The organism is Sphingomonas fuzhouensis, from assembly GCF_034659795.1.
GTDB lineage: Bacteria > Pseudomonadota > Alphaproteobacteria > Sphingomonadales > Sphingomonadaceae > Sphingomonas > Sphingomonas fuzhouensis.
In genome coordinates this window covers 443,916-463,460 of the sequence record NZ_JAXSQY010000001.1, presented here as the reverse complement: position 1 = coordinate 463,460, position 19,545 = coordinate 443,916, and the positions used below count along the sequence as shown (strand labels likewise).

General features: G+C 67.5%; 19 protein-coding genes. 9 read left to right on the top strand and 10 right to left on the bottom strand.

Annotation, left to right across the window (positions count from 1 at the left end; all coding sequences use genetic code 11):
• Positions 1-6: 6 nt before the first annotated feature.
• The 6 genes from U1H82_RS02210 to U1H82_RS02185 all read right to left on the bottom strand — a co-directional run bounded on the left by U1H82_RS02210 (position 7) and on the right by U1H82_RS02185 (position 7,745).
• Positions 7-1,728 (bottom strand): hypothetical protein, encoded by a 1,722-nt coding sequence (locus tag U1H82_RS02210; RefSeq protein WP_322963298.1) that lies wholly within the window; start codon positions 1,726-1,728, stop codon positions 7-9.
• Positions 1,725-2,777 carry an AAA family ATPase gene (locus tag U1H82_RS02205; protein WP_322963297.1) on the bottom strand — a complete coding sequence of 351 codons (1,053 nt, stop codon included), beginning with the start codon at positions 2,775-2,777 and terminating at the stop codon, positions 1,725-1,727. Before U1H82_RS02205 ends, U1H82_RS02210 begins: the two co-directional genes overlap by 4 nt.
• Positions 2,774-4,285, bottom strand: coding sequence for an XrtA system polysaccharide chain length determinant (locus U1H82_RS02200; protein ID WP_322963296.1), 1,512 nt, complete (start codon positions 4,283-4,285; stop codon positions 2,774-2,776). Before U1H82_RS02200 ends, U1H82_RS02205 begins: the two co-directional genes overlap by 4 nt.
• A 12-nt stretch (positions 4,286-4,297) precedes the next feature.
• On the bottom strand, positions 4,298-4,936 hold the full coding sequence (locus U1H82_RS02195; protein WP_322963295.1) for an XrtA/PEP-CTERM system exopolysaccharide export protein: 639 nt from the start codon (positions 4,934-4,936) through the stop codon (positions 4,298-4,300).
• Positions 4,937-5,031: 95 nt separating this feature from the next.
• Positions 5,032-6,258, bottom strand: a complete 1,227-nt coding sequence (locus U1H82_RS02190) for a pyridoxal-dependent decarboxylase, exosortase A system-associated (RefSeq protein ID WP_322963294.1) — start codon at positions 6,256-6,258, stop codon at positions 5,032-5,034.
• Complete coding sequence (locus U1H82_RS02185; protein WP_322963293.1) at positions 6,255-7,745, bottom strand: AMP-binding protein; 1,491 nt, start codon at positions 7,743-7,745, stop codon at positions 6,255-6,257. The genes U1H82_RS02190 and U1H82_RS02185 overlap by 4 nt, the downstream gene beginning before the upstream one ends.
• Before the next feature lie 105 nt (positions 7,746-7,850).
• On the opposite strand from U1H82_RS02185, the gene U1H82_RS02180 reads away from it, so the two are divergent.
• From U1H82_RS02180 to U1H82_RS02155, 6 genes are all read left to right on the top strand, one after another.
• Positions 7,851-8,123: an acyl carrier protein gene (locus U1H82_RS02180; RefSeq protein WP_322963292.1), complete on the top strand. Its 273-nt coding sequence runs from the start codon at positions 7,851-7,853 to the stop codon at positions 8,121-8,123.
• Positions 8,120-8,815 carry an alpha/beta hydrolase family protein gene (locus U1H82_RS02175; protein WP_322963291.1) on the top strand — a complete coding sequence of 232 codons (696 nt, stop codon included), beginning with the start codon at positions 8,120-8,122 and terminating at the stop codon, positions 8,813-8,815. Before U1H82_RS02180 ends, U1H82_RS02175 begins: the two co-directional genes overlap by 4 nt.
• Positions 8,803-9,627 carry a hydrolase 1, exosortase A system-associated gene (locus tag U1H82_RS02170; protein WP_322963290.1) on the top strand — a complete coding sequence of 275 codons (825 nt, stop codon included), beginning with the start codon at positions 8,803-8,805 and terminating at the stop codon, positions 9,625-9,627. Before U1H82_RS02175 ends, U1H82_RS02170 begins: the two co-directional genes overlap by 13 nt.
• Before the next feature lie 75 nt (positions 9,628-9,702).
• Positions 9,703-10,560: an SDR family oxidoreductase gene (locus U1H82_RS02165; protein ID WP_322963289.1), complete on the top strand. Its 858-nt coding sequence runs from the start codon at positions 9,703-9,705 to the stop codon at positions 10,558-10,560.
• Between the two features lie 25 nt (positions 10,561-10,585).
• Complete coding sequence (locus tag U1H82_RS02160) at positions 10,586-11,107, top strand: ferritin-like domain-containing protein (RefSeq protein WP_322963288.1); 522 nt, start codon at positions 10,586-10,588, stop codon at positions 11,105-11,107.
• A 31-nt stretch (positions 11,108-11,138) separates the two neighbouring features.
• A complete protein-coding gene (locus U1H82_RS02155; RefSeq protein WP_322963286.1) occupies positions 11,139-12,005 on the top strand; it encodes a manganese catalase family protein in 867 nt (288 codons plus the stop codon).
• A gap of 66 nt (positions 12,006-12,071) precedes the next feature.
• On the opposite strand, the gene U1H82_RS02150 is transcribed toward U1H82_RS02155, so the two are convergent.
• On the bottom strand, positions 12,072-12,449 hold the full coding sequence (locus tag U1H82_RS02150; protein ID WP_322963285.1) for a hypothetical protein: 378 nt from the start codon (positions 12,447-12,449) through the stop codon (positions 12,072-12,074).
• A 240-nt stretch (positions 12,450-12,689) separates the two neighbouring features.
• On the opposite strand from U1H82_RS02150, the gene U1H82_RS02145 reads away from it, so the two are divergent.
• Entirely contained in the window at positions 12,690-13,955 is a 1,266-nt protein-coding gene (locus tag U1H82_RS02145; protein ID WP_322963284.1) for a M20/M25/M40 family metallo-hydrolase, read from the top strand.
• A 110-nt stretch (positions 13,956-14,065) separates the two neighbouring features.
• On the opposite strand, the gene U1H82_RS02140 is transcribed toward U1H82_RS02145, so the two are convergent.
• The 3 genes from U1H82_RS02140 to mqo form a co-directional block, all read right to left on the bottom strand.
• On the bottom strand, positions 14,066-15,025 hold the full coding sequence (locus U1H82_RS02140) for an RcnB family protein (protein ID WP_322963283.1): 960 nt from the start codon (positions 15,023-15,025) through the stop codon (positions 14,066-14,068).
• Positions 15,026-15,161: 136 nt separating this feature from the next.
• Entirely contained in the window at positions 15,162-15,656 is a 495-nt protein-coding gene (gene msrC, locus U1H82_RS02135; protein WP_322963282.1) for a free L-methionine (R)-S-oxide reductase MsrC, read from the bottom strand.
• Positions 15,657-15,843: 187 nt separating this feature from the next.
• Positions 15,844-17,559, bottom strand: coding sequence for a malate dehydrogenase (quinone) (gene mqo / locus U1H82_RS02130; RefSeq protein WP_322963281.1), 1,716 nt, complete (start codon positions 17,557-17,559; stop codon positions 15,844-15,846).
• Between the two features lie 469 nt (positions 17,560-18,028).
• Here mqo and U1H82_RS02125 point away from each other — a divergent pair, with 469 nt between their 5' ends.
• On the top strand, positions 18,029-18,919 hold the full coding sequence (locus U1H82_RS02125) for a 2-dehydro-3-deoxygalactonokinase (protein WP_322963280.1): 891 nt from the start codon (positions 18,029-18,031) through the stop codon (positions 18,917-18,919).
• A complete protein-coding gene (locus tag U1H82_RS02120) occupies positions 18,916-19,545 on the top strand; it encodes a 2-dehydro-3-deoxy-6-phosphogalactonate aldolase (RefSeq protein ID WP_322963279.1) in 630 nt (209 codons plus the stop codon). The genes U1H82_RS02125 and U1H82_RS02120 overlap by 4 nt, the downstream gene beginning before the upstream one ends.

Sequence of the window (19,545 nt, the reverse complement as noted above, 5' to 3'; positions counted from 1 at the left end):
GGCCGGTCAGAATTGATACCGTGCGGCGACCAGAGCCTGCGCCGAGAGCGCGTTGGTCAGGTCACCGACCGAGAAGTGGTACAATCCAACCGACGCGGTTGTTCCGAGCCGACCGAAGTTGCGGTAATAGCTGGCGGTCGTTCCCAGCGATACCACGTCCTCGGCCCCCGCCAACCTAGAGACGTAATAGTTAACGAAGCCATTCACATTAAGTCCCGAATGGGGACCAAAAGCCCTGCCCAGGAAAATCTGGCCGTAATAGCTGTCGTCCTGCGCACCTTGGACGATAATGCCCGGCACCTCGTCCGGCGCGAACAGGCGGCGGCTGGTATAGCCCAGCCCGACGCCCAGAGTGGAACGCCCCCGCTGCATCGTCATCGCCGCATCCAGCCCGCGTGCGCGGTAGACGGCGGTCTGCACCGATTGCAGCGCATCGTTTAGGCATCCGCCCGGTGAGGTGCCCCCCGCCGAAAAGACGCATCCGTTGAACTGCTGGGCAAAGACGTCGCGCGTCTCGACGAAATTGGTGGGCAGGTCGGACAGGCCGTTGCGCAGCTGGCGGCCAAAGGTCTGGATACCGTCATAGACCGCCGCCGAGAACACGACATCACGCGACGCCTGGTAATGGGCCCTGCCGGTGACGCTGAGCGATCCGTAACGCTGGCCGACATGCCCCTCGACCGAGGTACGACGATCGGGGCGCCAGATCACACCCGCATCATAATAGACGCCGTCGGTGCGATAGGCGATGCGACGCGGGCCATTGGGGTTGGTGATGAACCGGCCCCGGCTGTCGACCAGCGGGCGACCGGCGGCATCGACGGCCGGGTCGCGCTGGCTGGATTGGATATGCTCATATCCGACCCCGGCGGTGACCGCGACATAGGGTGAAATCGGCTTCAGCACATCGCCGCGCGCGAAGATGCCCTCGTAACGCTGCGACAATTGACCGGCATCGTCGCGGTCATAGGCGGCGTTGAGCGACAGGCCGACCGGCAGGATCGTACCGGGCCGCGTCGTCGCGCTGACCGTCGCCAACTGGTTCCAGCTGTCGCTGAAATAGTCGAGCCGGGGCTGGCCCGGTGCCAGGCCGCCAATCCCCGGCGTGTCGGCACGGGTATAGCCCAGCCGGTAATTGGCGCCGATCTGCACCGGCCCGGCCCGTGTGGCCAGCGACGGACCGAGATAGACCGAATAGATTTGCGAGATATTGGCGACGTTGCCGATCGACAGGCCGGGCGCGGCACCCCGGTTATCGGCCCGCGTTTGCGTCGCCAGCGCACCGCCGTCGAGCCGCAATTCGGGCGTCAGGGCATAGGAAGCCCGCGCCAGCCCGCTATGGACATCCCCGCTGCCGCCGCGATCGCTCCAGTCGATCCGGTGTTCATAGCGATAGCTGACCTGCCCCTGCGCCCGTGCGGTCTGCACCTGCGCGTTCACGCCCGCCGCCAGCGTCGTATAGGTAACCGTATCACCACCGGTCAGGTCGGCGACCAGCACCTGCCCCAGTTCGACATAGGGGCTGATCTGCGCGCGCCGCTGCACTGGCCGATCCGCCCGCCCACTGCCCTGCTGTCCCGCCGGATCGGTGGGGGCAGGATAGCCGGCGCCCGCACCCTGCCCGGCACCGGACGCGAACGGCGCACCCTGCATCTGCGCGGCCAGCGCGGTCGGCCAGGCGGCCACCACCCCCAAGCCGCACAACAGGATGCGCCGCCCGGCGATCACGCAGCGCCGTCCTTGCCATATTTGCCGTAGTAACCGAATCGGCGGCTGCCGGGCACGAAGGCGACGCTGTTCAGCACCAGCTGGATATGGTCGCACGCATCGAGCAGCGCGATCGCGGCGGTCACTTCGCTTTCCGGGGTACGATCCGCGCGAACGACCATCATCACCTGCCCGGCCAGCATCGCCAGCACAGCCGCAGGCGACGCCGCGAGCGCGGGCGGCGAGTCGAAGATCACCAGGCGACGCGGATTGGCGGTCAGCAACCGCTGCAACACCGCACGGGTCCGGGCCGAGGCGAGCAGTTCGGTATCGCTCGCCGTCTTGGTGCCGCAGGGCAGGACCGACAGATGCGGGATATCGGTGCGCATCACCAGCGACTCGACATCGATGCTGCTATCGATCAGCGCGTCGAGCAGCCCCGGCCCATCGGGCAGCCCCAGCCGGGCCAGCACATCGGGCTTGGCGACATCGGCATCGACCAGCAGCACCTCGGTATCCCGCTCGGCCGCCAGCGACAAAGCGAGGTTGACCGAGCAGAAGGTCTTGCCGTCCTGCGGCCGCGCCGAACAGACCAGCACGACGCGCGCCCGGTCGTCGTCGCCGCCCTCGACCAGCCGCTGGCTGGTGATGATGAGCTGGCGCTTGACCAGCCGGAACTCCTCAGCCAGCGGCCCGATCGGCGCGCCCGGCACGATCAGCCCGTTCTCCGCCAGCATCGCCCGGTCGATCATCGCGACGTCGGAGAAACCGGGATTATATTCGCTCGCCAAGAACTCCTCATCGCCCGGCTTGGCCAGGAACTCGGGCGGAATGGCGCTGAGCGAAGGGTCGATATCGGGCACCGGGCTCGACGCGACCTCGGGGACCGGGGGTGCGAACGGCGCGACCGGCGTTTCCGCGACGGGCGTCTGCTCAACCACCGGATCGGCGTCGGGCTCGGGCTCGGCGTCCGGCGCGCGCATATAGGACCGGAAGTCATAGACATTCGCAGCACGTTCGAGCAGCGAGGGCTCCCGGCGGGGTTTTGGGGGTTTCACGTTTCGGTTCACGCGGCCATTCCCCGTTGCAATAGCTCGATTGCCAGGACCATCCCATAGGCGGCACCCAGCGCCGCCGTCCCACCCAGGAACAGTTTCATCCGTCGCGCCCGCGCCGCCGCCTGGCCGCGCGTGACGACTTCGCCGATCGCGCCGATCACCGGCATATCCATCGCCCGCTGAAGCGACTGGGGCGTAGTGAAGGTCTGGCGCAGCTTCGACAGGGCAAAGGCCGATCCGACGCCCAGCCCCAGTCCGGCGGCGAACACACCGGTGAGCAACAGCATCCGGTTCGGCGCGCTCGGCGCGCGCGGATAGGTCGGCGGATCGATGACGGTGAAGCGCATCGAGTCCGTCTGGTTCTGCGCCTGACCGCGCAGCGCCACCTGTTCGCGCTGGCGTAGCAACTGGTCGTAACTGTCCTTCAGCACCTGATAATCCCGGTCGATCGCGCCCTGTGCGGCGGCGGCCTCGGGATCGCTCGCCAGGCTGGCGTTCAGCCGGTCGAGATCGTTCTGCAACTGGCTCTTGCGGATCTTCAGGCTGGCGAGCTGCGCCTGTTTCTCGGCCGCCATCGACTGGAGCGACATATAGAGCGGATTGGGCTGCCCCCCCGCCGCGCCCCCGGCAGGCTCGGCCTTGACGGCCGCCTGGGCGGCGGAAAGCTGGTTCTTCAGCGCGACGACATCGGGGTGATTGTCGGTATAGCCGCGCGCTCGGGCATCGGCGAGCTGCCCCTGAATCGCCGCCAGTCGGGCGCGGGCCGGGCTGACCGCGACGCCGCCGCCTTCGCTGACCGTGCGCGGCGTACCCGCAAGCTGGCCCTGGACCGCCGCGAAGCTCGACTGGGCGGCGGCCAGATCGCTGTCGACCTGCGCCATTTGCGAGCGCGCCAGCCCGATCCGGTCCGCGACCGAACCGCTGCCGGGCAGGCCGCCCATGAACTGGTTCTGATACTGGGCGCGCTTGGCCTCCGCGATCTGAAGCTGTTTCTGCCGCTCGTTCAGTTGCTTGTCGAGAAAGGCCAGGCTCTGGTTGGTGTTGTTGCGATCGCCGACCAGATTGGATTCGACGAAGATGTCGATCAGCTTCTGCGCGACCTGCTGTGCCAGCTTGGGGCTGGACTGGGTGACGGTCAGCTGGAAGATCGTGTCCTGCTGGTTCTCGATCTTGATCGCGCTCGCCAGTTGCGCGACCCGCGCGGCGACATCGGCATCACTCGACACGGTGCTGGCCAAGTCGGTGCCGCGCACCACCTTTTGCAGGTTGATCGCCGAGATCAGCGTCTGGCGGACCTGATCGACCGAGCCCATCTGGCCGTTCGGGCCAGCGCCCATGCCGTCGGGCAGGATCTGGGTATTCTGGACCGCGATGCGGGCCCGCGATTCATATCGGCTGGGGATCTGGGCGACGAACAGCCACCCGACGATGCACACCGCCCACGCCACCGCCAGCGCCAGCCAGCGGCGTATCCATATCGCATGGATCGCGATCCGGATCTCGTCCTGAATACTCGACACGCGCGGGCCGCCTCAGAACATCGATTCGGGGATGATGATGACGTCACCCGGTTCCAGCCGGACATTGGCGCTCGAATCGCCCTTGCGAAGCAAATCGTTGATCTGAAGCGCATATTCGCGCTGCTTGCCGGTTTCGCGATCGGTGCGCACCAGCTTGGCCTTGTTACCGGCCGCGAACTGGTTCAGCCCGCCGACCGCGATCATCGCGTCGAGCAGCGTCATGTTCGCACGGTAGGGGATGGAGGCGGGCCGCTCGGTCGCGCCGACGATCCGCACCTGCTGGCTATAGGTGCCGGAGAAATTCTCGACGATCACCGACACGATCGGGTTCGAGACATATTCCGACAACGCCTTCTTCATGTCCTCGGCCAGCATCGCGGGCGTCTTGCCGACCGCGGGCATGTCGTTGACCAGCGGCGTGGTGATGCGGCCGTCGGGGCGCACCTGGACCTTGGCCGACAGGTCGGGGTTGCGCCACACGAAGATGTTCAGCGTATCAAGCGGGCCGATGACATATTCCTCGCCCGGCTGCTCCTTGCGCGCGACATACCCGGCCGAGGGCAGCTCGGCCTTGGGACTCGCCGTCGAACAGGCGGTCAGCGTCGAGGCGCAAAGGCCTGCGAACAAGAGAGGGCGGGCGAACGATGCCATGCGAACGTTACTCCTGAACCCTTCGCCCCCCAGGGTACGGAGACGAAAGGCAAATTGCGCAATCTCGCTATGCCACCCAAGAGGTGAACAGAGCGTTATGCCGCGCGGACCCCGCCCAGAATCTCTTCGGCGGCCGGGTGGCCCAGAAACGCCGAAGGGCTGGCAGTCGCTCCATAGGCCCCGGCAAGAAACACCGCGACGATGTCACCGGCCTCGGCATGCGGCAGCGCGACCCGGTCGCCCAACCGGTCGAGCGGGGTGCACAAGGGGCCGACCACCGACACCGTCTCGGCGGCCTCGCCGCCCATCGCATGCGCCACCGCCAGCGGATAGTTGCGCCGGACGACGGTGCCGAAATTGCCGCTCGCCGCCAGTTGATGGTGCAGTCCGCCGTCGAGGATCAGGAAGGTCTCGCCGCCGCTTTCCTTGCGATCGACGACCCGCGCCAGATAGACTCCGGCCTCGGCGACCAGCCAGCGACCCAGCTCGATCGCGAAGCGGCTGTCGGTCAGGATCGCGGGGCGCTGGCCCATCGCCTGTTCCAGCGCCGCACCGACCATCTCCACCGGGAGCGGCGTGTCCCCGGCGAAATAGGGCACGCCGAACCCGCCGCCCAGATTGACCAGCGGCGGCGCGTGCCCGGCCTCGTCGGCCAGTCGCGCGGCCAGCGCAATGGTGGCGGCCTGCGTGTCGATGATCGCTTGGGGATCGAGTGCCTGGCTGCCCGCATAGATATGAAAGCCGCGCCAATCGGCCCCGGCCACCACCAGATCGCGGACCAGCGCGGGCACACGCTCGGCATCGATGCCAAAGGGGGACGGCCGCCCGCCCATCTTCATCCCCGACCCACGGAGTTCGATATCGGGGTTCACGCGGACGGCCAGGCGCGGGGTCCGCCCAAGCCGCTCGGCAATAGCCAAGGCGCGGCGCGCCTCCCCTTCCGATTCCAAGTTGATCGTCACGCCCGCTTCGATCGCAGCCGTCAATTCGGCGTCGCGCTTGCCGGGGCCCGCGAAGCTGACCGGCTTGCCCAGCCCCATGACCTTGCCGAGTTCGCCCGCCGAAGCGACATCGAACCCGTCGACCAGGCCCGCCATCGCGGCAAGCAGCGGCGGGAAGGGATTGGCCTTGATCGCATAATGCAGGTCGATCGATGGAAAGGCGACGCGAAACCGTGCGATGCGGGCCGCGACGATGGCCGGGTCGTAGACGAAGACCGGCCCGTCCTTCCCCACCATCCAATCCTCCGCACGGCGCCCGGCGATGGTCAATGCCCCGGTCTGCGCGGCAAATTCGGGGGGGATCGGCCCCATCGGCTTCATGACATCTTGTCCTTGTCGGTCCAGTCCCGGCGCAGTGCGGCGCGGTCCAGCTTGCCATTGGCATTGCGGGGCAGCGCGTGCGTCCAGACGACGTGCGACGGCTGCATGAAATTGGGAAGGTCGCGCTTCAGCCGTGCGCGCAGTGCCGCCTCCTGTGCCGGATCACCGCCCAGGATCAGGACGATCGCCTGCCCCAAAGCCGCGTCGGCGATGCCGAAGGCCACCGCCTCGCGCGCCTCGCCACCGGCCAGCGCGGCCTCCTCGATCTCCTGCGGGCTGATCCTATTGCCGGCGACCTTGATCATCTCGTCATCGCGCCCGACGAAGCGGAGCAGGCCGTCCGCGCCCTCGACCACCGTATCGCCCGACCATACCGCGCGCGCATGGTCCGGCGTCGGGCGGAAACGCTGCGCCGTCCGCTCGGCATCGCGCCAATAGCCTTGCGCCACCAGCGGCCCGGCATGGACCAATTCGCCCGGCTCCCCCGGCGCGGAGCGGCTGCCATTGGGTCGCAGCACCATCACTTCGGCAAAGGGAATGGCGCGGCCGATCGCATCGGGGTGCGCGTCGATCAATGCGGGGTCGAGATAGGTCGAACGGAACGCCTCGGTCAGGCCGTACATCGCATAGAGGTCCGCGGCCGGGAACAGCACCCGCAGCCCCCGCACTAGGCGCGGCGTCAACGCGCCCCCCGAATTGGTCAGCCGCCGGATCGACGCGACCGCCTCGTCCGGCCAGTCGATGCCCAGCAACTGCGTCCAGAGCGGCGGCACCCCCGCCAGCGTCGTCGCACCGTAACGCGCGACCGCCTTCACCACATCGCGCGGGGTCAAATAGTCAAGCGGCGCGACCGCGCCCCCCGCCACCCAGGTCGAGAAAAGCTGGTTCTGCCCATAGTCGAAGCTGAAGGGCAGGACGCCCAGCACCCGGTCGTCGGGCGTCAGCTTCAGGTAATGGGCGACCGACACCGCGCCGTACCAGAGATTGGCGTGGCTCAGCATCACCCCCTTGGGCCGCCCCGTCGAACCGGAGGTATAGAGGATCGCCGCCAGTGCATCGGTATCCGCCGCCGATCGAGGCAGCGCATCGCCCTGCCCGGCCTCGGTCATCACCGGCACGCCTTGCGGCACATCGCCCTCCTCCAGCGTCGCGGCGCGCGGGCCATGGGTCAGCAGCATCGCCGCGCCGCTATCGGCCAGGATATGCGCGACCTGGGCGCGCTTGAGCAGCGGATTGATCGGCACATGGACCAGCCCCGCACGCGGCGCGGCGAGCGGCATCAGCGCGGCGGTGCGCGTCTTGGGCAACCACGTCGCCACCCGCGCGCCGGGCGCGAACCCTCGCGCCGCCAGCCATCCCGCCAGCCGCGCCACCGCCGCCTCGGCTTCGGCGAAGTTCAGCCCGCCCTCGCGATCGAGCAAGGCAGGCGCATCACCCGCCCCGCGCAAGGCATGGTCGATCGGATAGGCGGTCGGATCGAGGGTCATCGCGCCATCTACAGGGCAGCATGGGGCAAAGTCGACAGCTGGTTGCCCAACGCCCCCCGCCGCTCTAACGCTGTCGCAAAGAGACCAACAACAGGGCGACAGGGTTTGGAACTCCAGACGAACGGGCAAGTGGAAGCGGCAGTGCGCGGCGTGCTGGCCGATGTGCTGGGCTTGTCGGCCGAGCGGGTGGACAGCTTCGACGCCGATACGCCTTTGTTCGGCGCGCTGCCCGAACTGGACTCGATGGCGGTGGCGGGCGTGCTGACCGAGTTGGAGGACCGGCTGGGCATCCTGATCGAGGATGACGAAGTCGATGGCGAGATGCTGGAGACGTTCGGCCAGCTCGTGGCCTTCGCGAACGCCAAGGCGCACGCTTGATCGACTATTATGACTGGCCCGGCGGGCGCGAGGCGATGCTGCGCTTCGGGCCGTCCCAGGGGCCGGTCGTGCTGGTCGCGATGCCCTTTTGGGAAGAGGCGAACCGGATGCGCAGCGTGGCGGTGGCGATGCTGCGGCGGCTGGCCGATCACGGCATCGGCGGCGCGCTGCCCGACTGGCCGGGCACGGGCGAGAGCCTGATCGACACCGAAAAGGCCAGCCTGCTGCAATGGCGCGACGCACATCAGGCGGCGGCCGAGGCGCTGGGCGACCGGCGCTGTTATGCCGTGTCGATCCGGGGCGGCGCACTGGTCGATGGTTTCGCACTGCTGGCCGGACGCTGGCACCTGACGCCGATGACCGGCGAAGCGGTGTTGCGCGACGTGATCCGGGTGCGCGCGGCGGCGGGCCTGCGCGGCGACGAGCATGGCGTGTTCGGCGCGGAATCGCCGGTCCGGGTCGCGGGCAACCGCGTCTCGCCGCATTTCCTCGCCGGGCTGGCAGGGGCAGAACCATTCGACCAGCCGGGCGTGCCGCGCCGGGTCGTGCGGCTGGGCCATGACCGGGCACCCGCCGACCGCCTGATCGACGCCGTGCCACCCTGGCGCCGGGCGGAGCCGCAGGACGATCCCGACCTCGCCGCCCTGCTGGCCGAGGACATCGCGCAGTGGATCGCCTCATGCGAAGGCTGATTTCCTTCCGTTGCGAGGGCGCGACGCTGATCGGCACGCTGGACGAAGGCGCGTCCGACACCGGTCTGATGATCGTTTCCGGCGGCAACGAGCCGCGCATGGGCGCGCATCGGGGTCAGGCGATGCTGGCCGCGCGGATCGCCGCACGGGGCTATCCGGTATTCCGGTTCGACCGGCGCGGCGTGGGCGACAGCGAGGGCGCCAATGGCGGGTGGGAGTCGAGCGGCCCCGATCTCGCCGCCGCCATCGATGCCTTTGCCGAGGCGGCGAACCTGACCCGCGTCATCGGCTTCGGCAATTGCGACGCCGCCGCCGCGCTGGCGACGTTCGGCGCGGAGGCGGGGTTTGCCCGCGTCCTGCTGTCCAATCCGTGGCTGTCGGACGAACCCGATCTCCTGCCCCCCGCCGCCGCGATCCGTCGCCATTATGCGCGAAAGCTGGTCAATCCGGCCGAGTGGTTGCGGCTGGCGCGCGGTGCGGTCGACCTGGGCAAGCTGCGCCAGGGGCTGACCAAGATCGCCGCCTCCCCCGCCCCGCTGGACGCGACCGCCGCGCCCCTGCTCCACGCCATCCATGGCTGGGGCGAGGATGCCGCGATCATCGTCGCACGCGGGGATGCGACCGGTGTCGCCTTCCGCGCCGCCGCGCGCGGACACGGCTTTGCGATGGAGACGCTGCCGACCGATTCCCACAGCTATGCCGATGCGATGGACATGCTGGAGCATGCCATCCTCACCCATCTGGCAGCGACCGCATCGGACGGGGCGAGCGCTTTGCGCGACGATGGACGGGAACTCAAAAATAGCGATTAACGCGTTTTAAGATCATGATTTTTTCCGGAACGCCTCCCTGCCCTGCCCATTGGACCGGGCAAGGAGAGACGGTCCATGAACGAACGCCCTACCCCACCCCAACCCGAACAGCAGCAGGACATGCCCGGCCAGACCGAGGCTATGGACCCACGCCCCGATCATGGCGAGCATAGCTATGTCGGCCATGGCAGGCTGACCGACAAGAAGGCGATCATCACCGGCGCGGACAGCGGCATCGGCCGCGCGGTCGCCATCGCCTTTGCCCGCGAAGGCGCGGATGTGGTGATCTCCTACCTGTCCGAGGACGAGGATGCCGCCGAAACCCAGCGGCTGGTCGAACAGGCGGGCCGCAAGGCGTTGCTGATCCCCGGCGACGTCAGCGATCCGGTGCATTGCCGCACCATCGTCGAAAGGGCGGTCCAGACCTTCGGCCGGGTCGACATATTGGTCAACAACGCCGCGCATCAGGCGAGCTTTCAGGCGATCGAGGATATCAGCGACGAAGAGTGGGAGGTCACCTTCGCCACCAACATCCATGCGATGTTCTATCTGGTGAAGGCCGCCGTGCCGCACATGGGCGAGGGCGCGTCGATCATCAACACGACCTCGATCAACGCCGACAAGCCGAACCAGCAACTGCTCGCCTATGCGACGACCAAGGGCGCGATCCATAATTTCACCGCTGGCCTGGCGCAAATGCTCGCCGAGCGCAAAATCCGCGTCAATGCGGTGGCACCGGGACCGGTCTGGACCCCGCTGATCCCCTCCACCATGCCGCCGGAAGCGGTGAAGAGTTTCGGCGAGCAGACGCCGATGGGCCGCGCCGCGCAACCCGCCGAACTCGCGCCCCCTTACGTCCTGCTGGCGAGCGGCGAGGCCAGCTACATCAGCGGCGCGACCATCCCCGTAACCGGCGGCACCCCCTTCCTCTGATCCTTAACCCAAGGAGCGATGATCCATGGCATCCCTACCCAATGACGTCGTCGCGGCGGTCTTTATCGCCGGGCTGAAGAACGCCCATGCGGTCGAGCATCAGGCGCTGGCGCTGATCGACCGGCAACTCGACCACCTGTCCAACTATCCGGACGTGGCCGACCATCTGCGGATGCACCGGGGCGAGACCGAGCAGCAGATCGTCCGGCTGGAGGACATATTGGACGGCTTCAACGAGAGCCGCTCGATGCTTAAGGACGCGGCGCTGAGCTTCTCCGGCAATATGGCGGCGCTGGGCCACATTTTCGCGCCCGACGAAATCCTGAAGAACAGCTTTGCGAACTTCGCCTTCGAGAATTTCGAGGCGGCGGCTTACAAATCGCTCATCACCATCGCCGATGTCGGCGGCTTTGGCAGCGCCACGCCGCTGCTCACCCAGTCGCTGAACGAAGAGCTGTCGATGGCGGCCTGGGTCGACGACAACAATGCCGCGCTGACCCGCCGCTATCTCGAACGTCGCGCGGCCGGTGAGACCGCCAGCCACTGATCCCCGATCCCCCAAGCAAGCGAGACCGATCATGTATTATCACGACAAGCGTCTGCAATATCCCGTCCGCTGCGAAAGCCCCGACCCCTTGTTCGCACGTATGTTGCAACAGGCGATCGGCGGCGTGGAGGGTGAGATCCGCGTCTGCATGCAATATTTCTTCCAGGCCTGGGGCAATCGCGCGCCGACGCCCAAATATCGCGACATGCTGCTCCACACCGCCACGGAGGAGATCGGGCATATCGAGATGCTGGCGACCGCCGTCGCGCTCAACCTCGACAAGGCGCCCGCCTCGCTCCAGGAAGAGGGCGCGGCGGACGGCATCGTCGGCGCGGTGATGGGCGGCGGCAGTGCCCGCCACGCGATCGAGGGCGCGCTGCACAAGCATATCCTGTCGACCGGCCTCGCCGCGCAGCCGGTGGACTCGGACGGCATCCCGTTCGACATGAGCCATATCTATGCCAGCGGGAACATCGCCGCCGACATGTATTGCAACGTCGCGGCCGAAAGCACCGGCCGCGTGCTGGCGACCCGTCTCTACAATGCCGCGCACGATCAGGGCATGAAGGACATGCTGCACTTCATGATCGCGCGCGACACCATGCATCAGGAGCAATGGCTGGCCGTGATCGAGGAACTGGGCGCCGAGGCCGCACTCCCCATCCCCAACTCCTTCCCGCAAGCCAAGGAGAGCCAGGACCATAATTACGACTTCTTCGTCACCTCGGTCGACGGCACCTATCCGGAAGGGCGCTGGACCCAGGGGCCAAGCGTCGACGGTCGTGGCGAATTCACCGTGTTCCGCAACGAGCCGATGGGCGAGGAACCCGTACTCGGCCCGGCCCGCCCGGACAGCAGCGCCCAGGCCGAACAGATCGGAGAGAAGCCAGCGATCTGAACATCCTCCCCGCACCTGAGAAAATAAGGAACCGCCCCGAACCACATGGTTCGGGGCGGTTTCGCATCACGCGCCGACCGGCATCGTCTTGCCCGTCGTCCGGTCCAGCGCCCGCGCAGTCAGCAGGTCGAGCGCAGTGGCAAAAGCGACGAAGCCGATCGCACCCCACACCGCCCGCTCCTTTGGCGACCGGCGCACCGACAGCGCCAACGTCCCCAGATCGAGCAGATCGCCCGCCACCCGGTTCCAGACGCGGGCGGAATGGGCAGGCGCCTGGACCAGACCGACCCCGGCGACGACTTCGCGCACGCCATACGCTTTGACGGTCCTGGCCCCGCCCGGCACCGAGAGGCGTTCGGCAATGCGGCGCGATGCGAACAGCTCAGCCGCGCCGAGTGCGAGCGAGAACAGGCCGAGGCCCAGGCTGACGGATTTGGCGTTCATGATGCTTCCTTAATCGCTGTCATGGGTAAGGGAGCAACGTGAGCGCGCGAGCGACGGTCCATAATTCCATCTACGTCAACCACTTAACAGCAGACCCCGTCATTGCGAGCGCAGCGAAGCAATCCAGGAGCCACACGCCACGACGCCCAGGATTGCGTCGCTGCGCTCGCAATTGCGGGGCGGGTTAGGCCGTGAAATCCGCCACTTGCCTCCCCTTGCCCGCTCGGCCAGTCTGGTGTGATGATCCTTCCCATTCTGCTCGCCGCCGCCGCCGCGACGCCTGCCACCGCTCCGTCCCCTGCCCGGCTGAAGGCCGATGTCGAAGCGCTGGTCGGCTTCGGCACGCGTCACACCGCCTCGACCACCACCGACCCCAAGCGCGGCATCGGCGCGGCCCGCGACTGGGCGGCGCGGCAGTTCGAGACGATCGGCCAAGGCTGTAACGGCTGCATCACCGTCGAGCGGATCAACCGCCGCTTCACCGGCCCGCGCGCGCCGAACGGCGTGATGGTCGAGGATGTGCTGGGCATCCAACGGGGGCGCGACCCAAACCGCGTCGTCATCGTCGGCGCGCATATCGACAGTCGCGTGACCGACGTGATGGACGCGACCTCCGACGCGCCCGGCGCCAATGACGACGCCTCGGGCGTGGCGCTGGTACTGGAGGCGGCACGGCAATTGTCGAAGCAGCAGTTCGACGCGACCATCGTCTATGCCGTCTTCTCTGGCGAGGAACAGGGGCTGTGGGGCTCCACCCTGCTGGCCGACACGGCGAAAGCACGCAACTGGCGGGTGTCGGCGATGCTCAACAACGATATCGTCGGCAACACGGTGGGCCAGGGCGGCGTGCGCGAGGCGCGCTGGGTGCGCGTCTTCTCCGAAGGCATCCGCGCGTCGGAAGACCTGCCGCAGCAGATGCAGCGGCGCGGCAATGGCGGCGAGGATGACGGCCCCAGTCGCGCGCTGGCCAAGGCGATCCACGGCGTCGCGACCAAGCTGGGTGGCCTCGACGTATTTCTAGACCGGCGGCCCGACCGGTTCGGGCGCGGGGGCGATCACGAACCCTTTTTGAAGCTGGGCTATCCCGCCATTCGTTTCTCGGTCGCGAACGAGGATTGGGACGCGCAGCATCAGGACCTGCGCAAGGAAGGGACGGTCGCCTATGGCGACACCATCGACAAGATGGATTTCCCCTATCTGGCGAAGGTCACCGCGATCAATATCGCCACCTTGGCCCGCCTCGCCGCCGCCCCGCCCGCACCGGACAAGGTGACGATCAGCGGCGCGCTGTCGCGTGACACCCAGGTCGAATGGGTGGCCGTGCCCGGTGCCGCCCGCTATCGCATCCACTGGCGGCGCAACGACCAGTCCGACTGGTCCCAGTCGCGCGACGTGACCGAGACCAAGGCGGTGCTGACCCAAGTCCCGGTCGACGATCATTTCGTCGGCGTCTCGGCGATCGCGGCGGATGGTTCGGAAAGCCTCGTCACCTTTGGCGGGCGCTGAGCGGCGATCGATTGCGGATTAAAAGGATGCCGCCCCGCGGGAGAGTCGGAGCGGCATCCCGATTTCCAGCCCGGCGTCTCTCGGGTGGAAATCCCCCCTGGGGGAAGGCGTCAGCGACGAACCAGCTTGCTGCGCACCCGCGCGCGGCGCGGGCCCGAACGCACGACCTCGGTCGTGGTGGTCGTCGTCGTGGTAACAACTGGGGCCCCCTGTACCACAACCGTCGTCACGGTGGGAGCGGGATAATAATAACCCTGGTCATAATAACCCGACCGGTCCGCGCCCAATGTCCCGACCGTCGTGGTGGTGGTGACGGTCGTCCCGTCCCGCGTCACGATGCGCCGCCCCATGGCGGGCGGTGGCGGCGGCGGATAATCGCCCTGATAGCTGTAATCGTCATAGCCCGGCGCCATCGACCGCCGCCGATCCTCGGCCCGGTCGATCGCATAGCCCGCCGCCGCGCCGACGCCTGCGCCGATCAGCGTGCCGCCCAGCCGGTTGTCCCGCCCACCGATCAGATTGCCCGCGATGCCACCCGCGACCGCCCCGATCGCGGCACCGCCCAATCCGTCGTCACGCCGTGGCGGCGGCGGTGGATAAGGCGCTCCGGCATAATCCGGCGTCCCGTCCCAATTCACGCCATAGACGCTGTCATAGACCGATCCGCGCCCATCGAGCAGGACCGCATCGTCATAATAGCGCGACCAGTGATAGCCGACCGGTGGCTGCGGCAGGGTATAGACCGCCCAGTCTTCGATTCTGAAACGTGGATCGGTCCAATAGGACGGCACCGTCATGCCGCGTACCGGACGGCGATAGGCGCGCCAGCCGCCCGGCGCATTCGCCCCGCCCCACCAGCGCCCGCCGACCCGGCTGCCCCAGCGATCCGCCCGCGCGGGCGGCACGCCGACCATGGTCGTGCGGACCACCGGATCGCGGCTGGCGACCGGCGCGGGCGAAGGCTCGGGATTGACATCGGGGCGTGGATAGCGGGCACCGGCCTGTCCCAGCGCAGGCGCGCTCAGCACCATGGCGAGGGTCAGGGCGATCAACGGCGGAGAGCTTCGCATGACGGACAATTTCCCCTGTTCAATGCAGCGACGCCCCCCTCAACGCCGAAGCCGAAACAAGGTTTGATATCAGCGCGCTGCCTGCATCGAAAGCGACCGCACACGTCCCGAATCGGGGCAGGCCCGGTCGGGAACCTCAACCCGCCATGGCGGCAAGGCGCGGCGCCAGGAGCGTCATCAGCGCCTCGCAGCCCGCCTGATCCGCGTCATCGAACCGGCCGGGCTCGGGGCTGTCGAGATCGAGCACGCCGACCACCGCACCGTCGATGAGTATCGGCACGACCAGTTCGGACCGGCTGGCCGCATCGCAGGCGATATGGCCGGGAAAGGCATGGACATCGGCGACGCGCTGGGTGCGTGCCTCGGCGACGGCGGTGCCGCACACCCCCTTGCCGACCGGGATGCGGATGCACGCGGCCTTGCCCTGGAACGGGCCGAGCACCAATTCCCCGCCGACCATCCGGTAGAAACCCGCCCAGTTGAGATCGGGCAGATATTGCCAGATCAGCGCGGCGGCATTGGCCATGTTGGCGACCGCATCCGCCTCTCCGGCGGTCAGCGCGTCGAGCGCGGCATGGAGGTCGCGGTAAAGCTCCGCCTTCGATCCGGCGGCGATGTCGAACTGATACATGGGCAGAGATGTAGGGCGATGCGGCGCCTGCGTCATCCCCGAGCGATCACTTTCGACTCAGCGTGAGAACAGTTCTTCTCCCCTCCCCTTCAGGGGAGGGGCCGGGGGTGGGGCGCTTCAACAGGCGTAGCGCCAATGGGGAGGCCCCACCCCAACCCCTCCCCTGAAGGGGAGGGCTAGGCCCGGATCAGAGCGCCAGATCGGGATGCCGGTTGGGGCTGACCCGCGTCGCCTCCGGACGCGGCGCCTCGGTGACCGACGCGGCACTCACCTGCGGCGGGGCGATGGCGAGTTGCAGCGTCTCGGCGGTCGCGGCCCATTCATGCGCCAGCAGGTTGCGATCCTCGTTCAGCGCGGTGCCATAGCTGGGCACGATCTCGCGGATCTTGGACTGCCAGGCCGGGGTCGCCAGCCGGTCGGGGAAGACCTTCTTGATGAGGTTCAGCATGATCGACGGCGCGGTCGACGCGCCCGGCGAAGCCCCCAGCAACGCCGCGATCGAGCCGTCCTTCGACGCGACGATCTCGGTCCCCAGCTTCAATATGCCGCCCTTCTTGGGATCGCGCTTGATGATCTGCACCCGCTGTCCGGCCTGCCACAGCCGCCAGTCGCCGTCCTTGGCGCCTGGGAAATACTCCCGCAGCGCGTTCATCTTGTCCTCATGGCTGAGCATCAGCTGCCCGGCAAGATATTCGACCAGCGCGAATTCGTCCCAGCCGACCGACAGCATGGGGCGGAAATTGTCCAGCGTCACCGACTTGGGCAGATCGAAATAGGACCCTTCCTTCAGGAACTTGGTCGAGAAGGTGGCGAAGGGCCCGAACAGCAGGACCTGCTTGCCGTTCAGATAGCGGGTGTCGAGATGCGGCACCGACATGGGCGGCGATCCGGTCGCGGCCTTGCCATAGACCTTGGCCAGATGGCGCTTGGCGATGGCGGGGTTTTCGGTGACCAGGAACGATCCGCCGACCGGGAAACCCGCATAGTCGTCGCCCTCGGGAATGCCTGACTTCTGCAGGATGGGCAGCGCGCCGCCGCCAGCCCCCGCAAAGACGAAGCGCGCGGTGATGATCCGCTTCTCGTCGGTCTTGCGGTCCCGCGCGGTGACCCGCCAGGTGCCGTCCGCATTGCGCTCCAGCGAGCGGACCTCATGGCCGGTGGTCAGCGTCACGCCCGGCTGCGCCTGCAGCGTGCGGATATATTGCCGCGTCACCTCACCCCAGTCGCAGTCGGTGCCCAGGGTCGAGCGGGTGGCGGCCAGCTTTTGCCCGGCCTTGCGCCCCTCCATCATCACCGGCACCCATTGCGCGATCTGGCGTGGGTCGGTGGTGAATTCCATGCCCGAGAAAAGCGGACTGGCGAGCAGCGCGGCATGGCGCTTCTGCAGGAAGGCGACATTCTCGTCACCCCACACCAGGTTCATATGCGGCGTCGAGTTGATGAAGCTGCGCGGGTTCTTCAGGACGCCGGTGCGGACCTGATGGCTCAGGAACTGGCGGGTGACCTGGAACTGTTCGTTGATCTCGATCGCCTTCTTGATCTCGACCCGCCCATCGGCCTCGTTGACCGGGGTGTAGTTCAGCTCGCACAGCGCCGAGTGGCCGGTGCCCGCATTGTTCCAGCCGTTCGAGCTTTCCTCGGCCACCTTGTCCAGCCGCTCGACCATTTCGATCGTCCAGTTGGGCTCCAGTTCGCGCAGCAGCACGCCCAGCGTCGCGCTCATGATGCCGCCACCGATCAGCAGGACGTCGACCTTGTGCTCGGAACCCGCCGCCTCTGCCGCGAACGGCGCGACCGCCGCCGTGCTCGCCGCCAGCGCGGAGCCCATCATGGCGCGCCGCGTGATCCCGCCCTGGTCGCTGCCCGAGGAACGTACGCCCTGGTTCCGATCGTCATTGTGCATGTTCGACGCCTTCTCGATGATCGCTCATGCCCGTCCTTCGCGCGAACGATCGTCGTGGCGAACGGCATGGCAGTGATATGTCCCGACGGGGGACCGCCTTCGCCATCATGACCATCGCATGGCGGCGGAACACGGCCGAACCCGGCCTTCCGATCCCTCCCAAGCTATGATCTGGTTTATTTTCGCCTGCGCATAGCGAGCCGAAACAGGCTGTCCATATCCGCGGACACCCGCTGACGATGCCTTTGTCAGCGCAATAGCATAAGTCGCGCCACGCACAACCACAGCCCAATAAAGATAACGCATCGCATTATAGATAGGTTTGGGATCACCCACTTGTTTTTGGACGATGTTGGACCGGAACGCGCCGTTTCCGCAGGCTGATCCCCTCATTCGTTCCGCTTGCGCCAGCGCCTTTATTGTCCTACAAATCATCCTAGAAAAATTTTTCGGAGAGGGCGTGCCAGCCGTGCCATCAGACGTGACGCCCGCCTATATCGCCATTGATTGGGGCACGACCAATCGGCGAATCTATCGTATCGGTGCCGATGGCACGATGCTGGACACGGTCCGCGACGATCGCGGCGTGCTGGCGATGCGAGCGGAGGATTATCCGTCCGAGATCGCGGCGATCCGGTCGCGCTTCGGACCGCTTCCGATCATCGCGGCGGGCATGGTCGGCTCGACGCGCGGCTGGCGCGAGGCGGCCTATGTCCCCGCCCCGGCCGATCTGCCCGCCCTTGCCAGGGCTACGACGCGGATCGAGGATCAGGACGTCACGATCGTTCCGGGCGTCTCGCTGCTGACCGATACGCGCGCCGATGTGATGCGCGGCGAAGAGGTGCAGGTGCTGGGCGCGGTCGCCGCTGGCCTCGCCCCTGCCGATGCGCTGTTCGCGCAGCCGGGCACCCACAACAAATGGGTCCATGTGACGGGTGGCCGGATCACCGACTTCGCCACGACCATGACCGGCGAGCTGTTCGCACTGGTCAAGGGGCACGGCATCCTCGCCGGAATGCTCGATGGTCCGGTCGCGGACGGCCCCGCCTTTCGCGACGGCCTGACACGCGGCAGCGGCGCGTGCGACCTGACGGCGGCGCTGTTCGGGGTGCGCGCCTCGGTCCTGCTCGGCCGGATCGCCGCCGAGGACGCGGCGGCCTATGCCAGCGGTCTGCTGATCGGCAGCGATATCGGCGCGGTCCCGGATATGGCGGGCGGCACCGTCCATCTTCTGTCGAGCGGGCTGCTCGCCGACCTCTACACCATCGGGATCGAGGCACGCGGGGGCACCGTCGTCGCGCTCGACAGTCATGCCGGTTTCCTCGCCGGTCTTCACGCCATTCGGGAGCATTTGTCATGACCGACCCCGCCCATAGCTTTGCCAAGGCCTTTGCCGCCTGCCCGCTCGTCGCCATCCTGCGCGGCCTGACCCCGGACGAAGCGATCCCCGTCGCCGATGCGCTGGTGGACGCCGGTTTCACCCTGATCGAAGTGCCGCTGAACTCGCCCCAGCCCTATGACAGCATCGCCGCCATCGCCGCCCATGTCGGGGACAAGGCGATCGTCGGCGCGGGCACCGTGCTGACCACCGAGCAGGTCGACCGGGTGAAGGCGGCGGGCGGCACGCTGATCGTCTCGCCCAACACCGATGTCGAGGTGATCGCGTACAGTGTCGCGCAAGGGCTGATCTCGCTCCCCGGCTATTTCACCCCGTCCGAGGCGTTCGCCGCCTTGAAAGCGGGCGCGCATGGCCTGAAGCTGTTCCCGGCCGAGGGCGCCTCGCCCACCTTCCTCAAGGCGCAGCGCGCCGTCCTGCCGCGCGATGTCGCGGTGCTGGCGGTGGGCGGCATCACCCCCGACAATATGGCCGAATGGCGCGCGCACGGCGCGGACGGGTTTGGCCTGGGCTCCAATCTTTATCGCGCGGGCAAGCCGGCGGCGGATGTCGCCGTGTCGGCGCGCGCTTATGTCGAAAAGGCACGCTGA